14 protein-coding genes and 2 pseudogenes are annotated in these 24,845 nt (G+C 40.6%); 12 read left to right on the top strand and 4 right to left on the bottom strand.

The genetic code is table 11. The annotated features are described in order from the left end of the window. Positions 1-122, top strand: a pseudogene (locus tag CKY02_RS25770) (IS1595 family transposase); the annotation flags it as partial. Here CKY02_RS25770 and CKY02_RS24675 read toward each other — a convergent pair. Beyond that, positions 123-299 carry a hypothetical protein gene (locus CKY02_RS24675; RefSeq protein WP_162120945.1) on the bottom strand — a complete coding sequence of 59 codons (177 nt, stop codon included), beginning with the start codon at positions 297-299 and terminating at the stop codon, positions 123-125. It lies immediately after the preceding pseudogene. Positions 300-574: 275 nt separating this feature from the next. Here CKY02_RS24675 and CKY02_RS13470 point away from each other — a divergent pair. Further along, positions 575-869: pseudogene (locus CKY02_RS13470) on the top strand (transposase); the annotation flags it as partial. Between the two features lie 375 nt (positions 870-1,244). Here the strand turns inward: CKY02_RS13470 and ychF are convergent. Then, positions 1,245-2,336: a redox-regulated ATPase YchF gene (ychF, locus tag CKY02_RS13465; RefSeq protein ID WP_112895670.1), complete on the bottom strand. Its 1,092-nt coding sequence runs from the start codon at positions 2,334-2,336 to the stop codon at positions 1,245-1,247. A gap of 134 nt (positions 2,337-2,470) precedes the next feature. After that, a complete protein-coding gene (pth, locus tag CKY02_RS13460; RefSeq protein ID WP_112895669.1) occupies positions 2,471-3,061 on the bottom strand; it encodes an aminoacyl-tRNA hydrolase in 591 nt (196 codons plus the stop codon). Between the two features lie 364 nt (positions 3,062-3,425). Between pth and CKY02_RS13455 the strand changes: the two genes are divergently transcribed. From CKY02_RS13455 to ychH, 10 genes are all read left to right on the top strand, one after another. Next, entirely contained in the window at positions 3,426-5,108 is a 1,683-nt protein-coding gene (locus tag CKY02_RS13455; RefSeq protein ID WP_112895668.1) for a phage tail protein, read from the top strand. Positions 5,109-5,335: 227 nt separating this feature from the next. Continuing rightward, a complete protein-coding gene (locus CKY02_RS13450; RefSeq protein ID WP_146747440.1) occupies positions 5,336-11,845 on the top strand; it encodes an Ig-like domain-containing protein in 6,510 nt (2,169 codons plus the stop codon). A gap of 682 nt (positions 11,846-12,527) precedes the next feature. After that, a complete protein-coding gene (locus CKY02_RS13445; protein WP_112895666.1) occupies positions 12,528-14,033 on the top strand; it encodes a hypothetical protein in 1,506 nt (501 codons plus the stop codon). A 321-nt stretch (positions 14,034-14,354) separates the two neighbouring features. Further along, positions 14,355-15,851, top strand: a complete 1,497-nt coding sequence (locus tag CKY02_RS13440) for a hypothetical protein (RefSeq protein ID WP_112895665.1) — start codon at positions 14,355-14,357, stop codon at positions 15,849-15,851. 537 nt (positions 15,852-16,388) lie between these two features. Next, the gene (locus tag CKY02_RS13435; protein WP_112895671.1) at positions 16,389-17,891 is read left to right on the top strand and encodes a hypothetical protein; all 1,503 of its coding nucleotides are present in this window, start codon (positions 16,389-16,391) and stop codon (positions 17,889-17,891) included. A 373-nt stretch (positions 17,892-18,264) separates the two neighbouring features. Continuing rightward, positions 18,265-19,767 carry a hypothetical protein gene (locus CKY02_RS13430; protein WP_112895664.1) on the top strand — a complete coding sequence of 501 codons (1,503 nt, stop codon included), beginning with the start codon at positions 18,265-18,267 and terminating at the stop codon, positions 19,765-19,767. A 188-nt stretch (positions 19,768-19,955) separates the two neighbouring features. After that, positions 19,956-20,642, top strand: a complete 687-nt coding sequence (locus CKY02_RS13425) for a hypothetical protein (RefSeq protein ID WP_112895663.1) — start codon at positions 19,956-19,958, stop codon at positions 20,640-20,642. Continuing rightward, the gene (locus CKY02_RS13420; protein ID WP_112895662.1) at positions 20,639-21,964 is read left to right on the top strand and encodes a hypothetical protein; all 1,326 of its coding nucleotides are present in this window, start codon (positions 20,639-20,641) and stop codon (positions 21,962-21,964) included. The genes CKY02_RS13425 and CKY02_RS13420 overlap by 4 nt, the downstream gene beginning before the upstream one ends. 86 nt (positions 21,965-22,050) lie before the next feature. Then, the gene (locus CKY02_RS13415) at positions 22,051-23,019 is read left to right on the top strand and encodes an Ig-like domain-containing protein (RefSeq protein ID WP_112895661.1); all 969 of its coding nucleotides are present in this window, start codon (positions 22,051-22,053) and stop codon (positions 23,017-23,019) included. 463 nt (positions 23,020-23,482) lie between these two features. Further along, positions 23,483-23,758, top strand: a complete 276-nt coding sequence (ychH, locus tag CKY02_RS13410) for a stress-induced protein YchH (RefSeq protein ID WP_011146320.1) — start codon at positions 23,483-23,485, stop codon at positions 23,756-23,758. A 105-nt stretch (positions 23,759-23,863) separates the two neighbouring features. On the opposite strand, the gene prs is transcribed toward ychH, so the two are convergent. Further along, a complete protein-coding gene (prs, locus tag CKY02_RS13405) occupies positions 23,864-24,811 on the bottom strand; it encodes a ribose-phosphate diphosphokinase (protein ID WP_146747441.1) in 948 nt (315 codons plus the stop codon). Positions 24,812-24,845 lie beyond the last annotated feature (34 nt).

The raw sequence follows: 24,845 nt of genomic DNA, 5'->3' as shown, positions 1-24,845 counted from the left end.
TCTGTTTCAGGTTCAATTGGCGCTTTAACCTTAAAAAAACATTCGAACAGCTTATTTATTCATGTATCCGGGCAGCACCTATACCTGAGTATTTACTCAAGCTAGCTGAGATTCGATGGTAATCAGGTAGGGATTTGTTGAGCGTACTTCACGTTTTTAGTTAATGGAGCAATATCCAAAAGTGATAATTCTTCTATTGCGTTGTATTCTTCATGTACCTGCTGAGCATATTTAACGTTTTTAGTTAATGGAGTAATATCTGAAAGAGTAATTTCATCAATACGATTTTGGGATTTCATAGTACACCTCATTTAAGTTATATTTATTTTTATTATATACTCAAGATACTTCAAAGTGCATGTTTGAAAAACGATTATGTTGTTGAATTTAAATGTTTTTATGTCTGACGACTCAAGCATCTTGAAGTTCATTCGGTATATACGGCTTAAATGTAATAGGTAACTTATTTTAATAACGTCATTGACGTTAATTATATGTTAATTTATTGTTGTTTTTGTTTCATTGATCATTGTCACAAAATATAAGTTTATATGGAAATATTTATATATAATATAAAATGAAAAAAGAGGGTATTGAAATGATTACCCCGGTACGTGCCAATATGGATGATCCCATCCCCAGAGAAACGAGAAAGCGCATTAACGCCAAACGACGTTTAATTGAAACGGTCATTGGTCAACTCGCCGGGCAATTGACTATCGAGAAGTGCTGGGCGCGGGATCTGTGGCATGTGAGCAATCGAATTGCCAGAAAGGTGCTTTCTCACACATTAGGCATTTTTGCTAATTTTAAACAAGGTAAAAAAACAACGCGACTGGCTTCAACAAGCTAATGTTATAGGGCGTTAAAGTCGAGCATCGCGTTAATATAGGATATATACCCGTCATCTTTCAAGTTGCCTCTTTGTTGGCTGCACTTGCGCAACCCGGTCACATAGTTTGCTATGCTCCCGGGGATTCACTCTCTTGCCGTCGCGATCCATCTTGAAATCCATTGGGTATATACCCGTCATCTTTCAAGTTGCCTCTTTGTTGGCTGCACTCGCTCACCCCGGTCACATAGTTATCTATGCTCCCGGGGATTCACTCCCTTGCCGTCGCGATGCATCTTGAAATCCATTGGGTATATATAGTCGGGATTTGAATCCACGCAACCGCGTGGATTCTAAGAATTTTAATCAGTCTCAGAGACATCTTGCGATGTCATGAGACATGAAAAATAAATTAGACATTAAACAAGAAATTCATTACATCGCCATCTTTAACGATATAGTCTTTACCTTCTGAACGCATCTTACCGGCCTCTTTTGCCCCTTGCTCACCTTTGTAAGTGATGAAATCTTCAAAAGAGATGGTTTGTGCGCGGATAAAACCTTTTTCAAAATCAGTATGGATCTTACCGGCTGCTTGTGGCGCGGTTGCGCCAACTGGGATGGTCCATGCTCGAACCTCTTTCACGCCAGCAGTGAAGTAAGTTTGCAGATTCAGTAACTGATAACCAGCGCGGATAACGCGATTTAAACCGGGCTCTTCCAGCCCAAGTTCAGCCATAAACTCTTCGCGTTCATCATCTTCCAGCTCCGCGATATCCGCTTCTACCGCTGCACAAACCGGTACGACCACTGACCCCTCTTTTTCTGCGATCGCACGAACCGCATCCAGATGAGGGTTGTTTTCGAAACCCTCTTCGTTGACATTAGCGATGTACATAGTGGGTTTCAGCGTCAGGAAACTCAAATAGCGGATAGCCGCTTTCTCTTCGGTATTGAGATCCAACGCCCGCAACATACCCGCTTGTTCCAGATGAGGCAGACATTTTTCCAGTGCCGCTAATTCTGCTTTGGCATCTTTATCGCCACCTTTGGCTCTTTTCTGGACACGATGAATGGCTCGTTCACAGGTATCCAGATCGGAAAGAGCCAGTTCGGTATTGATGATCTCAATATCAGCAGCAGGATCAACTTGACCGGAAACGTGAATGATATTGTCATTGACAAAGCAGCGCACAACATGGCCGATAGCTTCTGTTTCACGAATGTTAGTCAAAAACTGGTTGCCCAAGCCTTCACCTTTTGATGCACCTTTCACCAGACCAGCAATATCGACGAATTCCATTGTGGTCGGTAAGATTCGCTGAGGTTTCACGATTTCAGCCAGTTGTTCAAGCCGTGGATCTGGCATAGGGACGACACCCGTATTAGGTTCAATGGTGCAGAACGGGAAGTTTGCTGCTTCGATACCTGCTTTAGTCAGCGCATTGAATAAGGTTGATTTTCCGACGTTAGGCAGGCCAACGATACCGCATTTGAATCCCATGATTTTCACCTTAATTTACTTATAAATCAAAAGGCTGTATCAGCCTTTTCGATGAGTCAAAAAAATTGGCGCCATTATACACGGAATAACGGGCTATCACGATCTTACAGACAAGATTTATCGATTCCATGTCATCAAACGCTGGCTTTGAAGCTATGTAAGCGGTTGATCGCTTTATCCATATCTTGTTTCATCAGGATATCAGTACAACGCCGAGCTTCATCAATTGCATCATCAATCAGCTTTTGTTCACTGGCTGGTGGTTTGCCTAGCACAAAACCAACAACTTTATTTTTATCGCCGGGATGGCCGATACCAATACGTAAGCGATAAAAGTTAGGGTTATTGCCAAATTTGTTCTGAATATCTTTCAAGCCATTATGACCGCCATGACTACCACCCAGCTTCATTTTTGCCACCCCTGGCGGTAAATCGAGTTCATCATGAGCCACCAGAATTTCATCCGGTTGAATACGGTAGAAGGAGGCGAGGGCAGCGACAGATTTACCACTGAGATTCATAAATGTCGTTGGCACTAACAGACGAATATCATGACCGCCCATATTAATCCGGGCAGTGTAACCAAAAAATTTACTCTCTTCTTTTAGTGATTGATTGTGGCTCCGAGCGAGTAGATCAACATACCAGGCTCCGGCATTGTGTCTGGTTTGGGCATATTCAGCACCGGGATTAGCCAGACCGACGATTAGTTTTATGTTACTCACTATTTTTCTTCACTTTTGACAGTAAAACAAAAAGGAGGATAGTTTACCTGTCGGCGGCGACAAGTACAAAGTTCAGTTTGAAAGCCTGGAAATATTGTTACGAAAATTTTCGAGAGGAAATTGGAAGGAGAAAAGTCATTTACAGATATTAAGCACAAATAGTTTTGATATCTGTCTGGTTTGAAAATATTAAATTTTTTATTATTGCCAGTGGTACAAAAATAGTTAACTACCTAAATCATAAGAAAGTTTTATTATTGTTTTTTCGAGATGGACTATAATTGAAATAAATTATGTAGAACGATTTTTACGATAATTCAACATGTTGATTATGAAATGATGTTTTTTTATTTTAGGAGGATATATGAGTCAAAAAAATGATTTTAAAGCTTTTTCTATTAGTAATAATGCTAATGTGGTGAGTCAAGAAGGATATGAAGAAAGCCGGAGTTTAAAGACGGGGTTTCCACCAGAAAATATTACTACTCATTTACTCAACAAGGTATTACGTCAGTCGTCGACAATAATATCTGTTGTGGCTGATTTTATCGCAACATATTCCGGCAATGATATTCTGGATGATGGGGATATAGCTAAACTTATTGTTCAATTAAATAGAGCGTTAGAACAAAAAATCGCAATAGAAGTACCAAATGCTTCATTAACACAAAAAGGTGTTACTCAGCTCACAGATAAAATAGGTAATAGCAATACCCTCGCGGTAACGCAGAAGCTTGTTTCTGATGTAAATGATAATGCTAATAACCGATTGGCAAAAAATCAAAATGGCGCAGATATTCCTGATAAAAACGCGTTTGTGAAAAACCTTGGCTTAGCGGAAACAGTGGAATTGGCGAAAAATGCAGTATCGGTCAATGGTGGAAATTATCCGGGGTATTTTAGATTTAAACAGGTTGAAACATTGCCCACTGAACGTAATGCGACGATGTTAGTTTCTTTACAGGGCGCCAAACCGACAAATGAGATAGTCGGGTTTACGCTTTACAATTGGTATGACAATTATATTAAAACAGGTATTGTGCGTGGCGGTAGCGTTGATACCTACGGATATACAATAGATATTAATGGCAAACGGGTTTTTTCTGTTTCTCCTGCCGGTCAGATTGAAGCCGCGTCAGCAAATATAAGGGGGAACGCGGGAGTTTTCAACATAACCCATGATACGGGTAAACATGCATATTTTCAGTTTATTGAGGGAGCAAAAAGAACGGCTTACGTTGGATTTCCAAGTGACGGGTCACCGAATTTTGATATTTGCAACGAAAAAAAATCTAGCAAATTAACAATTGGTGGAGAGTTGGCGGCATATATTAATAACAATCTGGTTTTCTCTGTTTCTCCGGCGGGTCGGATTGATGCCGGGTCGGCAAATTTAAAGGGGGCTGGGGGTGTTTTTAACGTAACATACGATGCAGGCGGACATGCATATTTGCAGTTTTATGAAGGGGCAACCAGAACGGCATTCGTTGGATTTCCAGGTGACGGATCATCGGATTTTGATATTTGCAATGAAAAAAAATATGGCAAGTTGACCGTTGGCGATAAGTTGAAATATAACGGTAACCCTATTGCAGTTTTTAATGATAACTGTATCTCCGATACTAACGGCAATCTCAAAGTATCCAGCCCCGTAGTGAATATTCATCCAGACGGAACTTATGATCTAACTCGTGAAGCGGAAGGTATGATTGTTGAGCGGATAGAGACAGGGAAATATCGCATTAGCGGTTGCAACGGTTTCGCTAAAGATGGGGCATGGGGAATTCACGGTGGTACTATCGTCCCAGCAGATAGCAACGGGTTAAATCTGATTTGGGTTTGTGAATCAGTAGATCCATCTAATGGCAATATAACCATCGAATGTTATCATCGTCAAAATAAAGATGCGCCGATATTTGCTCAAAATAGGCGCGTCAAGAGCGTTAATGGTGATGGAGAAGTCATTTATTATAATGATGGTGAACTATGCGATATCCCCGATGGACGAGTGATTAATGTTCGAGTTCAACTGCCGGAAAAATCATAATAACCATAATCACTGAGTGCGAACTCAGTGATTACAAATAAGCAGAAAATTGTATAAATACTTAATACTGGATTAGGAAAGCGTTTACGACAACTTCTATTTTGCTAAGTGATTACTTATGGTTATCGACTGATAATTTATTTTCATTATACAAAGTCATAGAAAGTCATTTATTGTGCTTAGTGGTGACAACTGAATATAACGGCAATGACTTTATGGTATTTCTGATGAACATTAATCGTACTTTTCGTAGTGTAAATAAGAGTGTGCTAATCGTCTGTTTTTTATTTTCAGCGATTATGCTACTAAAAAGTTATCCTGCTTTATCTGAACCAGTAAAGTCTTTGATTGGTATTGAAAATTGTCAGGAATACCCAAAAGCAGTTATAGAGCATAATATTGATAGCAAAAAACAGATAACCGAGCAGGCTGGCAATAAATTACACGAAAACGTTACTTATAAAGAGAAAAAGCGATCAGAGCCGAGGAGATGTGGTAATTTTTTATCAAAGAGAAGCATAGTAGGAAAAAACGATAGCGGTGAAAAACCAAAAATACCTCAGTTATATGAAAATGATCCTAAAGATGATAATCAAAATACCCCTCCTTTAATCCTCTCTCGTGGCCCTGAATTCCTTGGGTTATTAAATAAAGATCCGAAAAAATTAGCTCAGGATTATATTGTCAACAAGTTAAATAGTCAGATAACAAATAATACTCAAAAGTGGTTATCACAGTTTGGTACAGCGAAAATTAATTTAAATGTTGATCATCATGGGCACCTGGATGAAAGTTCCGTAGACTTACTCGTGCCTTTCTATGATGATAAAGATCACTGGCTTGTTTATAGTCAATATGGATATCGTCATAAAGATAGTCGTGACACTGTGAATTTAGGTGTTGGAACCCGTTTATTCATAAATGACTGGATGTATGGGGCGAACACTTTTTACGATAATGATTTAACCGGTAATAACAGCCGATTCAGCCTGGGTGGTGAACTATGGACCAACTACCTAAAAATGTCTGCTAACGCATATTTTCGCCTGAGTAATTGGCATAATTCCCGTGATTTAACCAATTATTATGAGCGCCCTGCCAATGGCTATGACCTTATTGCCGACATGTATTTACCTTCGATGCCGTCACTCGGTGCCAAGATAAAATATGAACAATATTTTGGTGATAATGTTGCATTATTTGGAACTAACAATAGACAAAAAGATCCCTATGCGGCAACTATTGGCGTAAACTATACGCCAATTCCACTGATAACAGCAGGAGTTGACTATAAATTAGGAAAAGAGGGAAAAAGTGATGGTATATTTTCATTCAATGTGAATTACCGATTTGGTGTTCCGTTGTCAGAACAACTTTCACCAGAAAATGTCTCTTCACTACGAAGCTTGGCCGGCAGTCGTTACGACTTAGTTGAAAGAAATAATAATATTATTTTGAATTATCTGAAAAAACAGCAACATTTTAGGTTACTGGTCCCTGTAATAGAAATTAGTAGTTACGGTGGTGAAGTTAAACCAATACAAATTCAATCTGATACTCCATTCAAAAATGTGACTTGGGATATACCTGAATTATTCCAGAAGAATGGCGGGATGATAAATATAGAAAGTACTCATGGTTATACCATTCAGTTACCGGAATATCAGCCTGATGGAAAAAATGACTATACTATAACAGGTACAAGTAAAGATGATCAGCTGAGGGTGCAAATACAAGCTCATGTATTACAACGTAATATCTCTTTGAGTGTTAATACAACCGATCCTTTAATTGCTGATGGAAATGCGAAATATGTCTATACAGCTACCCTGCTTGGCGCTGACAAAAAAACGCCGATAGAAAATGCAAAATTGATTTGGGATACGGATAAAAAAGATCCTGGATTGAAATTAAAGCCTGATTCAGAGGCAACAGATAAAAATGGACAACAGACTGCAACATTAACAAGTACAACGCCATTATCCGATATACAAGTCAGTGTCAGTATTAATGGCGAACGTGTTACTACGGATAAAAAAGTCAGTTTTACAGAGTCCAGCAGCAGCTATCGAGTCTCTAGCGTGACGGTGGAAGTGGATAAAGACAAGAAGCGCTACAACAACGGTACCGACAGTTATATCTTCACGGCGACGGTGAAGGATGGGCACGGCAATCTGGTGGTGGGTCAACCGATCGACATTGACTGGCAGACAGATCCAAAGGCTGACGGATTAAAACTGACGAAACAGAGCAGCCCGGTGAGTAACGCGCAGGGGCAGGTTACCGCGACGTTAACCAGCACGGCGGCGGTGAAAGATGTGCAGGTGTCGGCGAAGACGGCTGCTCAGCAGACGGCAGTGAACGCGAACGGGAAAGTCAGTTTTACGGAGTTCAGCACCAGCTATTATGTCACCGGCGTGACGGTGGAAGTGGATAAAGACAAGAAGCGCTACAACAACGGTAGTGACAGTTATACCTTCACGGCGACGGTGGTGGATGGGCACGGCAATCTGGTGGTGGGTAAACCGATCGACATTGACTGGCAGACCGACGCAAAGGCTGACGGGTTAAAACTGACGAAACAGAGCAGCCCGATGAGTAACGCGCAGGGACAGGTTACCGCGACGTTAACCAGCACGGCGGCGGTGAAGGATGTGCAGGTATCGGCGAAAGCGGCGGCGAACCCGTCATGGGTCAAGGCCGATAGCCCGGTGAGCTTTGAGGAGCTGAGTAGCAGTTATCAAGTCACCGGCGTGACAGTGGAAGTGGATAAAGACAAGAAGCGCTATAACAACGGCGCGGACAGTTATACCTTCACGGCGACGGTAGTGGATGCGCATGGCAGGCCGGTAGCGGATAAACCGATTGAGATTGACTGGCAGACAGATCCAAAGGTTGAGGGGTTAACCTTGACGAAACAGAGCAACTCGGTGAGTAACGCGCAGGGACAGGTTACCGCGACGTTAACCAGCACGGCGGCGGTGAAAGATGTGCAGGTATCGGCGAAAACGGCGGCGAACCAATCGTGGGTCAAGGCTGATAGCCCGGTGAGCTTTGAGGAGCTGAGCCACAGTTATCGGGTCACCGGCGTGACGGTGGAAGTGGATAAAGACAAAGAACACTACAACAACGGCAGTGACAGTTATACCTTCACGGCGACAGTGAAGGACGGGCATGGCAATCTGGTGGTGGGTAAACCGGTCGACATTGACTGGCAGACAGATCCAAAGGTTGAGGGGTTAACCTTGACGAAACAGAGCAGCCCGATGAGTAACGCGCAGGGACAGGTTACCGCGACGTTAACCAGCACGGCGGCGGTGACGGGTGTGCGGGTATCGGCGAAGACGGCGGCGAACCAATCATGGGTCAAGGCTGATAGCCCGGTGAGCTTTGAGGAGCTGAGCACCAGCTATTATGTTGCCAGCGTGACGGTGGATGTGGATAAAGACAAGGCGCATTACAACAACGGCAGTGACAGTTATACCTTCACGGCGACGGTGAAGGATGGGCACGGCAATCTGGTGGTGGGTCAACCGATCGACATTGACTGGCAGACAGATCCAACGGTTGACGGGTTAAAACTGACGAAGCAGAGCAGCCCGATGAGTAACGCGCAGGGACAGGTTACCGCGACCTTAACCAGCACGGCGGCGGTGACTGGTGTGCGGGTATCGGCGAAGACGGCGGCGAACCAATCGTGGGTCAAGGCTGATAGCCCGGTGAGCTTTGAGGAGCTGAGCCACAGTTATCGGGTCACCGGCGTGACGGTGGAAGTGGATAAAGACAAAGAACACTACAACAACGGCAGTGACAGTTATACCTTCACGGCGACGGTGAAGGACGGGCACGGCAATCTGGTGGTGGGTAAACCGGTCGACATTGACTGGCAGACCGACGCAAAAGTTAACGGATTAAAACTGACGAAACAGAACAATTCGGTGAGTAACGCACAGGGGCAGGTGACGGCGACCTTAACCAGCACGGTGGCGGTATCTGATGTGCAGGTATCGGCGAAAACGGCTACCCAGCAGACGGCGGAGAACGCGAACGAAAAAGTCAGTTTTACGGAGTACAGCGCCAGCTATTATGTCGCCAGCGTGACGGTGGATGTGGATAAAGACAAGGCGCATTACAACAACGGCAGTGACAGTTATACCTTCACGGCGACGGTGAAGGACGGACACGGCAATCTGGTGGTGGGTAAGCCGGTCGACATTGACTGGCAGACCGATTCAAAAGCTGACGGGTTAAAACTGACGAAACAGAGCGATTCGGTGAGTAACGCACAGGGGCAGGTGACGGCGACCTTAACCAGCACGGTGGCGGTATCTGATGTGCAGGTATCGGCGAAGGCGGCGGCGAACCCGTCGTGGGTTGACGCTGATCAAAAGGTCAGCTTTGAGGAGCTGAGTCACAGTTATCGGGTCACCGGCGTAACGGTGGAAGTGGATAAAGACAAAGTACGCTACAACAACGGCAGTGACAGTTATACCTTTACGGCGACAGTGAAGGACGGGCACGGCAATCTGGTGGTGGGTAAGCCGGTCGACATTGACTGGCAGACCGATTCAAAAGCTGACGGGTTAAAACTGACGAAACAGAGCAATTCGGTGAGTAACGCGCAGGGACAGGTGACGGCGACCTTAACCAGCACGGCGAAGGTTTCTGATGTGCAGGTATCGGCGAAGGCGGCGGCGAACCCGTCGTGGGTTGACGCTGATCAAAAGGTCAGCTTTGAGGAGCTGAGTCACAGTTATCGGGTCACCGGCGTAACGGTGGAAGTGGATAAAGACAAGAAGCGCTACAACAACGGCAGTGACAGTTATACCTTTACGGCGACGGTGGTGGATGCGCATGGCAGGCCGGTAGCGGATAAACCGATTGAGATTGACTGGCAGACCGATTCAAAAGCTGACGGGTTAAAACTGACGAAACAGAGCAATTCGGTGAGTAACGCGCAGGGACAGGTGACGGCGACCTTAACCAGCACGGCGAAGGTTTCTGATGTGCAGGTATCGGCGAAGGCGGCGGCGAACCCGTCGTGGGTTGACGCTGATCAAAAGGTCAGCTTTGAGGAGCTGAGTCACAGTTATCGGGTCACCGGCGTAACGGTGGAAGTGGATAAAGACAAGAAGCGCTACAACAACGGCACGGACAGTTATACCTTCACGGCGACGGTGGTGGATGCGCATGGCAGGCCGGTAGCGGATAAACCGATTGAGATTGACTGGCAGACAGATCCAAAGGTTGAGGGGTTAACCCTGACGAAACAGAACAACTCGGTGAGTAACGCGCAGGGACAGGTTACCGCGACCTTAACCAGCACGGCGAAGGTCTCTGATGTGCAGGTATCGGCGAAGGCGGCGGCAAATTCGTCGTGGGTCAATGCTGATCGAAAAGTCAGCTTTGAGGAGCTGAGCACTAGCTATCATGTTACCCATGTAACGGTGGACAAAGATGGTCCGCTCTACAACGGAGGCACTGATACTTACACCTTCACGGCGACAGTGGAAGATGCATATGGCAATCTGGTGGCGGATAAACCGATTGATATTGACTGGCAGACAGATCCAACGGTTGACGGGTTAAAACTGACGAAACAGAGCAATTCGGTGAGTAACGCGCAGGGGCAGGTGACGGCGACCTTAACCAGTACAGTGGTAGCGATTGATGTACAAGTGTCCGCAAAAACAGCTACTCAGCAGACGCCGGTGAATGTAGATAAAAAAGTCAGTTTTATCAGCCCTGATGAGCTTGCTTCTTTGACTGTTAGCCCGGATCACGTAACAGAAGGAGAGGGAGCGGAACATACTTACACATTCACTGCCACAGTAAAAGATTTTTCCGGGCAGGCGAAAAGCGGTGTTGCGGTGGCCTGGAGTGCAACAAATAGTAAGGGAGTTACCATTGCTGATGAAAACTTGGTTACTCAGGTAGTGGGTGATGGTAAAACAGATGCTGATGGGAAAGCGCAATATCAGATATATAGCAAAAGTGGCGGGTTTGTTGCTGTTATGGTAACGGCCAAAGTGAATGATTCATCTGTTGGTTCTAAGAATAAGACGGTAGAAATTAAGGCTAATGAGCAGGATGTTGCTAACTTCTTTATATTGGATTATCAACATAAAGATGGAGAATCGCTCGGGCGTTCAGTACCAAAGGAAAGAATGAACTTTGGCTGGAAAGGAATGATGTTTAAACCTGAGTATTTGTCGAGGGAATCACATATGGCTGATTATAATGAAGTATATGATTCAAGTAATAAGAGTGTAGTTGATGTTGAGGCGTTACAAGGTGATTTTAGCGTTAAAAAAGCAGGAACGGCTACATTAACTGCGACGTTTACACACTCAATATCTGGTCGATATTTAAAATATGTTATTCCCAATGTGAAAATTGACCACTTTGTAATTATTGATGATTCTAGCTACATAGGGGCGGGGATTGGTTACGTTTCTTCGCTGCAGACTCGTATTGACGAGAGTCTACCTTTACCTATTTGTACAAGAGGAAATAGGATAAAGGAGAGTGATCTTGGTGGTTCAATTGATTATCTGGTTAATAATTTGGATTTAGATCTTATTCAAAAGGGTTTATTAGGTGATCCAATTGACGGATTAAGTTCTGATGGAATAAGAATGGGAGGGCTGCAAGTGAATAACAAAAAAATTCAGGCTCATTTGTTGAACAATAGCAATTTAAAGACAATGGCTTATGTAGTTTTATGTGAGGAGTAGGGAGGGAATAATAGGTAGTAGGCATTATTGTTGAAGCGCATTATTTTGATAGAAAATTAGGCGTTTGTTACTTATTGGTGTTTAATTCTAATATTAGGTTTAATATGTTAACACTTACAGCAGATATAATTTCAGGAATGACGATTTTAGAAGAGTGCCCAATTGCCATTACTGTGACTTATAGTGAAAACATAGACATGCTACCTTCTCGTTATTTTAAGCGATTCAGTCCCTAATGAGCGATCACAAAGGTAGGGCCGGAAGTTGAAATCAATGTAGATGATGTTATTAATGTAAGTGTTTACGCTGATGATATTGTGTGAGAGGAGTTAGATTAAGTATTTATTGCTATTGATCCTCATACATGAATCAAGAAAGATGCGGAGGTTGGAGTAGGTGTTATTCAGCTTGGTCAGTCGCTTTTTTTATATGTGGACTCATATGCTGGTAGTTTCTGACTTAGTTTCTTGAATATGAGGAAGAAGCGCTGTATCCCACTTTATAATACCTTTTGGATAAAGAATACATTGCTATTACAGTAATGGCTAAAGTAGATAATTTATTTACGTGACAAACAGGAAGGAGAATAATAGGTAGTCAGCATCATTGTAGAAGAACATTATTTTGATAGAAATTAAGTGTTTGTTACTTATTGGTGTTTAACTTTAACATGAGGTTTAATATGTCAATACTTAAAGCAGATATAATTTCAGGAATAACGGTTTTAGAGGAGTGCCCAGTTGCTATCACTGTGACTTATTCAGGCGATGATACTCACAAAGTAACGGAATCGACTTACATAGTATACAATAACCCGGAAAATACCAGTTTTGATAAGATCCCTCGTATTTCAAGAGATGTCGAGAATAATACCTGTACTGCAAAATTTGTTGTTACTGCTGGTTCTGGCGCTGGTGATTTCACCATAGAATTTTCAATGGATAAGGCTACGGACCCCGATGCTAAATTGGAGAGAGCATTTCATACTATTGATAAAAATGGTTTTTCGCATGCAGCGTTTGAACCTGTCATTATTGGCGATTCGTTGATAAAAGACTTATCTCCGGCAGCGGATAATGAGAAACCTTCACCATTCAATGGTAGCCTCCTTATTAATCTATATGCGCTGAGTAAAACAAATGATCCGTTACCCTATTTTCAAATCCCTCTGGTAACGGATAAGTTAGTGCGTATTTTTGGGTATGATGGAAAGAAACTTACGAAAGAAATATTTCCTTTTATTCAAGAGCTCAGTAATAACAAATACTATATTAATACCGATGATAAAGGTTTTGTTGCCTTAAAGATTTTTCCCAGTCAGGAGGAAACGGGGAATTACGTAGTTAATATGTTCACTGAATTACAGGGTTTTTCAAGGAAATCTTCATCAAATATTCTGTTTATTACAGAAGACATTGCTCCAACGCTTGTGGTGCCAGATATAGAAGAGCTGGACGGTGATAGATTAACTCCATCAATAGGAAATAGTAGCACGGGTTTTCATGTGAGTATCCCGTTCTATGAAGGTGTTAGACCGAAAGATAGAGTTTTCTTAATGATCAGAGAAGGTAATGACGAAACGCTAAGTGCGTCTGCTGTAATTACTGATCTGAATCAGTTGGATATACCATTTATTTTAGTTCCATATGCTAGTGTTCCAAATATTGGCAATAATGAGTTATACTATTACATAGCTGATGTAATGGGAAACGTAACTATGTCATCCTCCCTCTATTTTAATTTAACGCGGTCAGTACCAAATGTACCACCAGAGATTAGGCGTATATTAGCGAGACCTATAATTTTTAATCATAGAACGCAGTTGGAATTTAGCTGTCCAGGTACAATTAATCTTAACGGTATCTTAGGAGGAGGGTTGGATGCCTATATTGCTGTGGGTAAAAACAACAGAATAGAGGTAAATGATGTCATTAATGTACGTATTTACGTTAATGGTATTGTAAATGATAATCCATCTTCGAAACTTTATTCTGTTGATCCTCATACGGTAACTGCCGAAGAAGTGGTGGCAGGAGAGGCTATTATTCGGCTTGGTCAGGCGCCTTTTAGTAATATAGACTCACATCGTGATGGTACGCCAGGCTCGATTTATATCACTTACAGTGTAGGCCAAAAAGAATCTAAGATTTGGTTTGGATATATTGATACTGTTCCGCCTGGACAATAAATTTAACTAATTGATCGTTTACCTGCTTATGGAAAATGCGTAAGCGTTTTCCATTTTTACGGACATATTTCTTATTGGTGAACTGGCGATTTCTTTATTACCGAGCTATAATATTTTCTTAAGCGTTGTTGTTTTATTTTTAATCAATGAATCATGAGGTTAATGGTGACATTATGAATAATGGCACTTATTAGTCGAATCCGCCTGTGACAAATAGGAATGAGGTAATAGAGAGTAAGCATCATTGTGTAAACCCATTATTTTGATAGAAAATTAGGCGATTTTTACTTATTGGTGTTTAACTTTAATATGAGGTTTAATATGTCGACACTTACAACAGATATCGTTTCAGGAATAACGGTTTTAGAAGAGTGCCCGGTTGGCATTACTGTGACTTATTCAGGTGATGATATACATAAAGTAACGGAAACGACTGATATAGTGTATAGTAACCTAGAAAATATCCGTATTGATAAGACTCCTCGTATTTTAAGAGATGTCGAAAATAATATCTGCATTGCGAAATTTGTTGTTACTGCTAATTCTGGCACCAGTGATTTCACCATAACATTCTCAATGGATAAGGTTACGGACCCTGATGCTAAATTGGAGATTGCATTTCATCCTATTGATAAAAATGGTTTTTCATATGCAGCGTTTGAACCTATCATTATTGGCGATTCGTTGATAAAAGATTTATTTCCGGCAGCGGATGATGAACGACCTTCTGAATTTAATGGCAGCCTGCTTATTAATATCTATGCATTAAGTAAAACAAATGAGCCATTACCCTATTTTCAAATTCCTCTGGTAACGGATAAGCCAGTGCGTATTTTTGGGTATGATGGAGAAAAAATTACGGAAGATATATCTCCTTTTATTCGAAAATTAAGTATTAATAAATATTATATCAATACGGATAAAAAAGGTTTTGTTGCTTTAAGGGTTTTCCCCAGTCAGAAAGAGAATAGTAACTATTCAGTTAATATGTTCACAGAATTGCCGGATTTTTCGAAAAAACCTTTATCAAATATTCTATTTATTACAGAAGACATTGCTCCAACGCTGGCAACGCCAGATATTGAAGAACTGAATGGTAATAAATTAACGCCATCAATAGGATATAGCAGTACAGGTTTTCATGTGAGTATCCCATTTTATAAAGGTGCTGGACTGAAAGACTCAGTTTTCTTAATGATCAGAGAAGATAATGACGAAACGCCAAGTGCGTCTGCTGTCATTACTGATCTGAATCAGTTGGATAATTCGTTTATTTTAGTTCCATATGCCAGTGTTCCAAATATTGGCGGTAATGAGTTATATTATTATATTGCTGACGCAATGGGAAATATCACTATGTCATCTGCCCTCTATTTTAATTTAACGAGGTCAGCACCAAATGTACCACCAGAGATTAAGCGTACATTAGCTGTACCTAGAATTTTTAGTCATATGCTACAGTTGGATTTTGGCTGGCCAGCTTGGATCAATCTTAACGATATCTTAGGTGGAGGATTGGATGCCCATATTGCTGTAGGTAAAAACAATGGAATAGAGGTAAATAATGTTATCAATGTATGTATTTACGTTAATGGTATTGTAAATGGTAATCCATCTTCGAAACTTTATTTTATCGAACCTCATACGGTAACTGCCGAAGAAGTGGCGGCAGGAGAAACTATTATTCCGCTTGGTCAGACGCCTTTTACTAATATAGACTCACATCGTGATGGTACACCAGGCTCGGTTTATATCACTTATAGCGTAGGAAAAAAAGAATCTAAGATTTTATTTGGATACATTGATACTGTTCCGTAGACTCATATCGTGATGATGTGCCAAGCTAGGCCAGAAGGAATCTAAGATTTGGTTTGGATATCTTGATACTGTTCCACCTGGATAATAAACTTAACTGATTGAGATTTTATTTATTTGCTGGAAAATTCGTAAGCATTTTCCATTTTTCCGAACATATTTCTTATTGGTGAACTGGCGATTTCTTTATTACATACTATAATGTTTTATTAATCGTTTTTATTTTATTTTCAACCAAGGAATCATGGAACTAATGGTGACAGGATGAATAATAGTCAACATAGCGAACAGTGATCTAACAATTACCGTAATTTTAACCCCAGATATATTGTAACTATATAGGATATACTTGGATATAAAGCTTATGTTATGAGTGGTGGGTTTATTGCTATTATATTAATAGCTAAAGTGAATAATTTATTTGTGTGACAAACAGGAAGGAGATAATAGAGAGTAAGCATCGTTGTGTAAATGCATAATTTTGATAGGAAATTAGGTGCTTGTTACTTATTGGTGTTTAACTTTAATATGAGGCTTAATATGTCTACACTTACAGCAGATATCGTTTCAGGAATAACGGTTTTAGAAGAATGCCCGGTTGTTATTACTGTGACTTATTTGGGTGATGATACTCATAAAGTAACAGAAACAACTGGCATAGTTTACAGTGACCTACAAGATGCCAGTTTTGATGATACCCCTCATATTTCAAGAGATATCGAGAAAAATACCTGCACTGCAAAGTTTGTTGTTACTGCTCATTCCGGTGCCAGTGATTTCACTGTAACATTTTCGATGGATAAGGCTACAGATCCCGATGCTAAATTAGAGATTACGTTTCATTCTATTGGTGGAAATGATTTTTCGTATTCAGCATTTGAACCTATCATTATTGGCGATTCGCTGATAAAAGATTTATCTCCGGCAGAAGATGATAAGCAACCTTCTAAATCTAATGGCAACTTCCTTGTTAATATATATGCACTAGGTAAAAATAAAGAAGCGTTACCCTATTTTCAGATTCCTCTGGTGACAGATAAACCAGTGCGTATTTTTGGGATGAAGCAAGGAAAAATGACGGAAGAAATATTTCCTTTTATTAGCGGGAAAGATAATTATCAATATTATATTAATACGAATAGTGATGGTTTTGTTGCCTTAAGAGTTTTCCCTAAGAAATCTAAAGGGAACTATTCAGTGAGTATGCTCACAAAACTGCCATATTTTTTAAGAAACGCTTCATCAAGTATTTTGATGATTACACGGAATATTTACCCAATTCTTCCAGCTCTGGGAATTGAAGAATTGGTTGGAGATAAATTAACACCACCGATAGGAAATAGGAATACAGGTTTTCATGTGATTATTCCATCTTATGAAGGTGCTAAACCACGTGATCAAATTTTCTTAATAGTTGAAGAGGGTGATAGACAAGTAGAAAGCCAGTCTGCTGTAATCACTGAGCCGTATCAGTTGGATATGCCATTTATTTTAGTTCCGTATGCCAGTGTTCCAAATACTGGTGATAATAGGTTGTCTTATTATGTGGTTGATGCAAATGGAAATATCACGGTGTCACCAGCCCTCTATTTTAATTTAACGCGGTCAGTACCGAATGTACCACCGGAGATTGAGCGTACATTAGCAGCACCTAGAATTTTCACTCATAAAGATCAGGAAGAACTTGGACAAAAAGGCAGGATCAATCTTGAAAGTATTTTAGGTGGTGGGTTGGATGCGCATATTGTTCTGGATAAAAAAGATGGAATAGATGTAGATAGTGTTATCAAGGTGAGTGTTTACGTTAATGGTATTGTAGATGCGAATCCGTTTTCGCAACTTTATTCTCTTAAGCCTCATACGGTAACTGCCGACGAAGCAGCGGCTGGAGAAACTATTATTCTGCTTGGTCAGGCACCTTTTTCTGGTGTGGACTCGTATAGTGATGGGGGGCCAGGTTCAGTTTATGTCACTTACAGCGTAGACCAAAAGGAATCTAAGATCTGGTATGGACGTATTGATACGGTTCCACCTGGACAATAAATTTAACTGATTGAACTTTTTATTTGCTGGAAAATGCGTGAGCATTTTCCATTTCTCCGGTCATGCTATTTATTATGCGAATCTACCTGTTATTTTTAATCAGTGAATCGTGGTATCAACAGTGACAGCATGAAAAATGGAAAACATAGCGGAAAGTTATTTGACAATTGCCCTAAAATATGGAGGATATAAAGCTTATGCTTCTAGTGGGAATTTATTGTTATTACATTAACGGATAAAGTAAATAATTTATTTATGTGAGAAGTAGAAAGGAGGTAATAGGTAGTTAGCATCATTGTAGAAGCTCATTATTTTGGTAGGAAAATTAGACGTTTGTTACTTATTGGTGTTTAACTTTAATATGAGGTTTCATATGTCGACACTTACAGCAGATATCGTCTCAGGAATAACGGTTTTAGAAGAATGCCCAGTTGTTATCACTGTGACTTATTCAGGTGATGATGTTCATAGAGTAACGGAAACGACTGATATAGTGTACAGTCTACCAAAAAATACTAGTTTTGATTGTAATCACGGTATTTCAAGGGATACCGAGAAAAATACCTGTGTTGCGAAATTTGTTGTGACTGCTCATTCCGGTGCTAGTGATTTCACCATAATGTTTTCAATGGATAAGGCTACGGACCCCAATGCTAAATTGGAGATTGTGTTTCATCCTATTGATAAAAATGGTTTTTCATATGCCGCATTTGAACCGATAATTATTGGCGATTCGTGGATAAAAGACCTCTCTCCGGCAGAAGATGATGAACAACCCTCTAAATTCTTCAATGGCAGCCTCTTTGTTAATATATATGCTCAGAGTAAAACAAATGATCCGTTACCCTATTTTCAGATTCCTCTGGTAACGGATAAGCCGGTACGTATTTTTGAGGATGATAGAGAGCAACTTACGACAGAAATATTGCCTTTTATTAGTGAAAATGGTAATTATCAATATTATATTAATACCAGTAGTAGAGGTTCTGTTGCTTTAAGAATTTTCCCTAAAAAATTTAAGGGTAACTATTCAGTACGTATGTTCACAAAACTGCCATATTTGTTAAGAAATGCTTCATCAAATATTCTATTTATTACAGAAGATATTGTTCCAAATCTTCCTGCACCAAATATTGAAGAATTGATTGGTGATAAATTAACACCACAGATAGGAAATAGTAATACAGGTTTTCATGTGATTATCCCATCTTATGCAGGTGCTAATCTACAAGATCAAATTTTCTTAGTGATTAGAGAAGATAGTGAAGAAACTCAAAGTCAATCTGCTGTGATTTCTAATATGAATCAGTTTGATATGCCATTTATCTTAGTTCCATATTCTAATATTCCAAATATTGGCGATAATGAGTTGTATTATTATGTTGTTGATGCAATTGGAAACGTTAGTATGTCAACAGCCCTCTATTTTTATTTAACAAAGTCAGTACCGAATCAACCACCAGAGATTAGGCGTACATTGGCGGCACCTAGAATTTTCACTCATAAAGATCAGACCGAACTTAAACAGAGAGGTAAGATCAATCTTGTAAAAATTTTAGGGGGAGGGCTGGATGCGCGTATTGCTGTGGGTAAAAAAAATGGAATAGATGTGGATAGTATTATCAAGGTATGTATTTACGTTAGTGGTGTTGTCAATCATAGTCCATCTTCAAAAATTTATTCTCTTGAACCTCATACGGTAACTGCCGACGAAGTGACGGCAGGAGAGGCTATTATTCTGCTTGGTCAGGCACCTTTTACCGGTGTGGACTCGTATGATGATGGACCAGGATTAGTTTATGTCACTTATAGTGTAAATATAAAGAACTCCAAGATTTGGTTTGGACGCATTGATACGGTTCCCCCCGGACAATAAATTTAACTGATTGAGCTTTTACCTGTTTATGGAAGATGCGTAAGCGTTTTCCATTTCCCCGGACATGTTTCTTATTTGTAAACTGGCTATTTCTTTGTTGCATAACTGTAATATCTTCTTAAACGTTATTATTTTATTTTATTTTATTTTATTTTAAATTAATAAATCATGGAGTTAATGGTGACAATATGAATAACGGCATATCAAGTGTGATTATCACAGAAAACGCGGCGATGAGTGATTTAACCGATTACCCTAATCTTAACCCTCAAAATATTGTGACTGTATATGGTCTGCCTGGGCATAAATTCTATGCTACGACATCTATCGGTGCTTTCATTGTAGACGATAACATTAATTTAGATCAGATCATATTGACGTTAGATGAGACTGGAAAAGGACATTTTTATGTTCGTTCTCCGTTTGAACATAAAAATATTGAAAATAGCGAAGAATTTTCGGCTTTTGTGGTGATTGCCCCGCAAGAGGATATCAATAAAGTAATGTCTTTTCCGCTTACTTTTGGTAATTATCGTCAGTCTGATGAAGCTATAGTATTTACCGCCTATAATTATACTACAGGCGCTCCGGCGGATGGGAAGACGCCTTGCTCGATATATCTTTTTATTGATCGTAAAAATAATGATGATATTAATCAAATCCGTGTAAGAGTTAATAATAATGCACTCATCGATGGTTATAATAAGAACTGGGCAGATATTCCATTAAAGGAGGATGGTAGTGCGACAGTGAATGTGACTAGCGACACAGTAGGTAAAGTTAGTGTTTGGCTAACAGCGCCTGATTCAGATTCAGGGGATAAAGTCAATTTTGTTTTATCGTTCAGACCGATTCCAATGGGAGGTGAAATATGATTACTAATAACGACAATACACCTATTTCTTTATCGTCGCCAGAGTTGCCGCAAGCAGATCATGATGGCCTGATTGATGTTTCTGTTCAACAGAACCAAGATTTAATTATCAAAGTACCTTATCATGAGTGGCTAAGAATCGGGGATATGATTGTGGTAAATGTTGGGGGAATATTTTCTCGCCCCTATTATATTCAGAATATTAATCTTGATTTTTTTACTGTAACTATTCCGTTCTCTGAAATACCGGATGGTTGCTATAATGTGACTTATACATCAGCCGATGATTTTGAGAATGAAAATTTCTCTAAACCGGCTGTTATTAAAGTTATTAATTCTCCATCGATAAAATTATTACCATCGATTTATCCAGATTCAACATCTGGCGTTATTCACTATTCATCTCTTGTACAACATCATGGGTTAAATGTGCATATCAGTTATCAGCAGATGCAGAAAGGCGATAGCGTCATATTCCACTGGCGAGGACATAATTTTGACTATGAGCCAATTGCGAGGTCTGACTGGGATGCACAACCAATAACAGTCAGTGATGAGGATGTTAAGCAGGGTTATGTCTCTTTAGTGGTGCCGGCGGAAAATGTGCTTTGTTTGGGGCAAGAGGGTGTGGGAACAGGGTATTATGAGGTTGGTAATAATAGTTCTGCTCCAGGTTCAGTGATCTTGTCATTAATGGATATGTCATCTGCCATGATATCAATTAGTGAAGGTGCGCCGATGGTGTCTAATGAATATCCCAGAATAAACCCGAAAAATTTGGTTGCGGTTTATGGGCCGCCAGGAAAGAGATTATCGGCCAGTGTTGAATCAGGCAGTATTGTTGAAGGGGGTGGTGCAAAATATCAGTTTGCCCCTAATAGTTTCGGGCTGGCTTATTTCCATTTGCAATCTGAGGTAGCGGGTAGTTTTCGTTGTACTGTTTCGGCAGAGGATGGTTCTATAACACCGGGTGTAAGTCAGGCAGTATTTAGTGAGTGGAGAGATGGAGGAAATATTATCAGTGCTTATGCATTTACCTCTGAAGTCCCTGCTGATGGCGTGAGTGTGTGTAGTGGTTATGTTATTGTGGACCGTACTGTCTATTCCGGTAAAAGATTACTTGTTCGTACTGATGGCTCCGCGATAATTTCAGGTTATGGTGATAATGAAAGAGAGTTGCAGGTTGCGATTAGTAAAGATGGTTGTACAACTTTCCATATAACTAATACCAAAGCAGAAAAAAATAATGTGATAATAAGTTTACCCGATACTGATAAGTCGATTCAATTTTCTATTAATTTTAAACACTTTCCTTTTGTTTAGCGTAAGGAATATTGTTAATTAGTATAATGTTATCAACTTGAAAGATGACGGATATATACATGATAGTGATAAATTAGGAGAATAAAATGAATGACGATCAAGCACCAAAAGAGGCTAAAACATTAAATTGGCTATCAAGTGAAAAAACGGAAACTGCGGATAAACCGATAGATATCGGTGTAAGCGCAATCCAGGATGGTTATTTATTGCATGGGGTGAATATAATTTTTACGTTAGATAATCAATCTATGGTATTTAAAGAGAATAATGATCGTAAAATTATAAAAGGTACAGGAGTACTGGGTAAGGTATCAGTTGAAATAATCTCTACTGATTCAACTCCGTGTCAAGGGAATGTGTATGCTTGCTTGGAAGATGATACTCAAATAGAAGCCTCTCCTCTCCAGGTCGAGTTTACTGTTGCTCCTCAATCGGTGGCCGTGCTTAATCTTGACTTAGAAAAAAATAATGCATGGATTAATAGTCCCGATGAGAATAAGGTAGTTGCAACGGTGTATGATCGGTTGGGTAATGGAATTAAAAACCAAGAAATAACCTTCTATGCAGATAGTGGGGCAACAGTAGTTCCGTCGTCGGGGATGACAGATAAAGAGGGTAAGATAACGGCGTCAATACAATCTAGTAGTGCTGGTGAAGTGATGCTAATGGCACAAGCGGGAGCTATTGAAAAGGCTATAGCTATGTGTTTCACGTATAATCCATATCAGTTAAAGATTATAAAATTTCCGGCTGTGCTGTATTCATTTTCAAGCGGTATTATAGCTGGATATTTATATAAGAATGGCGTAGGTGAACCTAATGTAACCATAGGAATATCTATGGGATCTTATCTGTCATTGAGTGATCAAGACAAACATATGACTACCGATAAAAATGGCTATTTTAGCTTTAGAGTTTCTTCTTCTTATACTCGTGGGTATTCGCCTCATAATCATGTACATCCCATGAATGAATCTGCATCGGTGTATATAAGTTGTATTGATGGGCGGGTATATTCTCAAAGGTGGATAGAATTAACCCCAGGGCTATATTAGGCGTTGGATATTTGGGGATGCTGATTGATGGTTACTCATTGAAAAATTAGACAAATCCCCTGTTTTTAGCCGTTATCATGCAGTGTGAAAATAAGATGATTTTTATTATCCCGGTAGGAATCATTGATTAAGAATATATAACCTGGATGGAATTTCACAACTATCATTGTTATACATCAATATTTAGTTAAAAACCTGAACTTCTCTTTAAGCGAAGTTCAGGCTATGTAATTCATTATTTCTTCATGTTATTTCTCACAATGATGAGGGAATTGTTATTAAATCTCCTTTAGTTGTGATCGTGTCCGCAATGACCTTTTATGAAATAGGGCTATACTATAAATAGGCTATAAAGTTATATAGAGTCAATTAACGTTAGCTGTTAAATTTTCGGTTCTTAGTGTTCACGGAGAGTGTGTGTTCACGGATAGTGTGTATTTACGAAGAATGTTGGAGGTAACATATGAAACGTCAAAGTGCCTTCATAGTCGGTAATGTATTGATGGGTGTCGGTATGTTCACCATAGTGAGTAGCCTGGTTTATACATTACTGCCTCACATCTTCGGTTTTGGCTGGCCTGAGTTTTTATCTGAAGCAGCGCTATTGGGCGTTTTTATTGGTGCGCTTGTTTGGTTGGCTGGTGCCGGTGTGGGAGGCCGGGAAGGTGTGGCAGATCGTTACTGGTGGCTAAGAAACTATGATGAGCGTTATCGTCGTGGTAGTCATCGGTATCCATAACAAAAATGGAGAAGTATTATTCTTCCAGAGTAAGCAGAAAACCCGTTGAAGCTCTTGTACAACGGGTTTTTTCTTAAATAGCGATATATGAGTACAACTTATTTATTAGTGCTCAAACATCGCAGAAATTGACTCTTCATTACTGATACGCCGGATCGCTTCAGCTAGCATACCGGACAAAGTGAGAGTACGAACTTTATTGAGCGCTTTGATCTCAGCAGACAATGGGATGGTGTCACAGACAACCACTTCATCAATCACCGAGTTTTTAATGTTGTCCACCGCATTGCCGGAGAAAATCGGGTGAGTAGCATAGGCGAAGACACGTTTTGCTCCGCGTTCTTTTAATGCTTCAGCCGCTTTGCATAAGGTGCCACCGGTATCGATCATGTCATCGACTAGCACGCAGTCGCGGCCAGAGACATCACCGATAATATGCATCACTTGAGAAACGTTGGCGCGTGGGCGGCGTTTATCGATGATTGCCATATCCGTATCATTCAGCAGCTTAGCAATAGCACGTGCGCGGACAACCCCGCCAATATCCGGGGAAACAACGATAGGGTTTTCTAACTCTTTCTGTAGCATATCTTCCAGCAGAATTGGGCTGCCAAATACGTTATCAACCGGAACATCAAAGAAACCTTGGATTTGCTCAGCATGCAGATCAACAGTCAGTACGCGGTCTACACCGACACTGGACAGGAAGTCTGCAACAACTTTGGCGGTAATTGGCACACGGGCGGAACGGACTCGACGGTCCTGACGAGCATAACCGAAATAAGGGATTACTGCGGTAATACGTCCTGCGGAAGCACGACGCAGTGCATCAACCATAACGACTAATTCCATCAGGTTGTCGTTAGTCGGTGCACAAGTGGACTGGATGATGAAAATATCACCACCGCGCACATTTTCGTTAACTTGCACGCTGACTTCACCGTCGCTGAAACGGCCGACAGCAGCATCTCCAAGATTAGTGTACAGGCGGTTGGCAACACGTTGTGCTAGTTCCGGGATAGCGTTACCAGCAAAAAGCTTCATATCGGGCACGAGAAAGACCTCAGGCTTGCGTCCAGAGAGATAT

The organism is Photorhabdus bodei (assembly GCF_003287735.1).
Lineage (GTDB): Bacteria > Pseudomonadota > Gammaproteobacteria > Enterobacterales > Enterobacteriaceae > Photorhabdus > Photorhabdus kayaii.
This window is presented reverse-complemented; position numbering and strand designations above follow the sequence as displayed.

Coding starts and splice junctions, on each gene's coding strand:
- ychH (WP_011146320.1), top strand. CDS start 23,483: ATGAAACGTCAAAGTGCCTTCATAGTCGGTAATGTATTGATGGGTGTC.
- CKY02_RS24675 (WP_162120945.1), bottom strand. CDS start 299: ATGAAATCCCAAAATCGTATTGATGAAATTACTCTTTCAGATATTACT.
- CKY02_RS13435 (WP_112895671.1), top strand. CDS start 16,389: ATGTCTACACTTACAGCAGATATCGTTTCAGGAATAACGGTTTTAGAA.
- ychF (WP_112895670.1), bottom strand. CDS start 2,336: ATGGGATTCAAATGCGGTATCGTTGGCCTGCCTAACGTCGGAAAATCA.
- CKY02_RS13430 (WP_112895664.1), top strand. CDS start 18,265: ATGTCGACACTTACAGCAGATATCGTCTCAGGAATAACGGTTTTAGAA.
- CKY02_RS13420 (WP_112895662.1), top strand. CDS start 20,639: ATGATTACTAATAACGACAATACACCTATTTCTTTATCGTCGCCAGAG.
- CKY02_RS13425 (WP_112895663.1), top strand. CDS start 19,956: ATGAATAACGGCATATCAAGTGTGATTATCACAGAAAACGCGGCGATG.
- CKY02_RS13415 (WP_112895661.1), top strand. CDS start 22,051: ATGAATGACGATCAAGCACCAAAAGAGGCTAAAACATTAAATTGGCTA.
- CKY02_RS13455 (WP_112895668.1), top strand. CDS start 3,426: ATGAGTCAAAAAAATGATTTTAAAGCTTTTTCTATTAGTAATAATGCT.
- CKY02_RS13445 (WP_112895666.1), top strand. CDS start 12,528: ATGTCAATACTTAAAGCAGATATAATTTCAGGAATAACGGTTTTAGAG.
- CKY02_RS13450 (WP_146747440.1), top strand. CDS start 5,336: ATGAACATTAATCGTACTTTTCGTAGTGTAAATAAGAGTGTGCTAATC.
- CKY02_RS13440 (WP_112895665.1), top strand. CDS start 14,355: ATGTCGACACTTACAACAGATATCGTTTCAGGAATAACGGTTTTAGAA.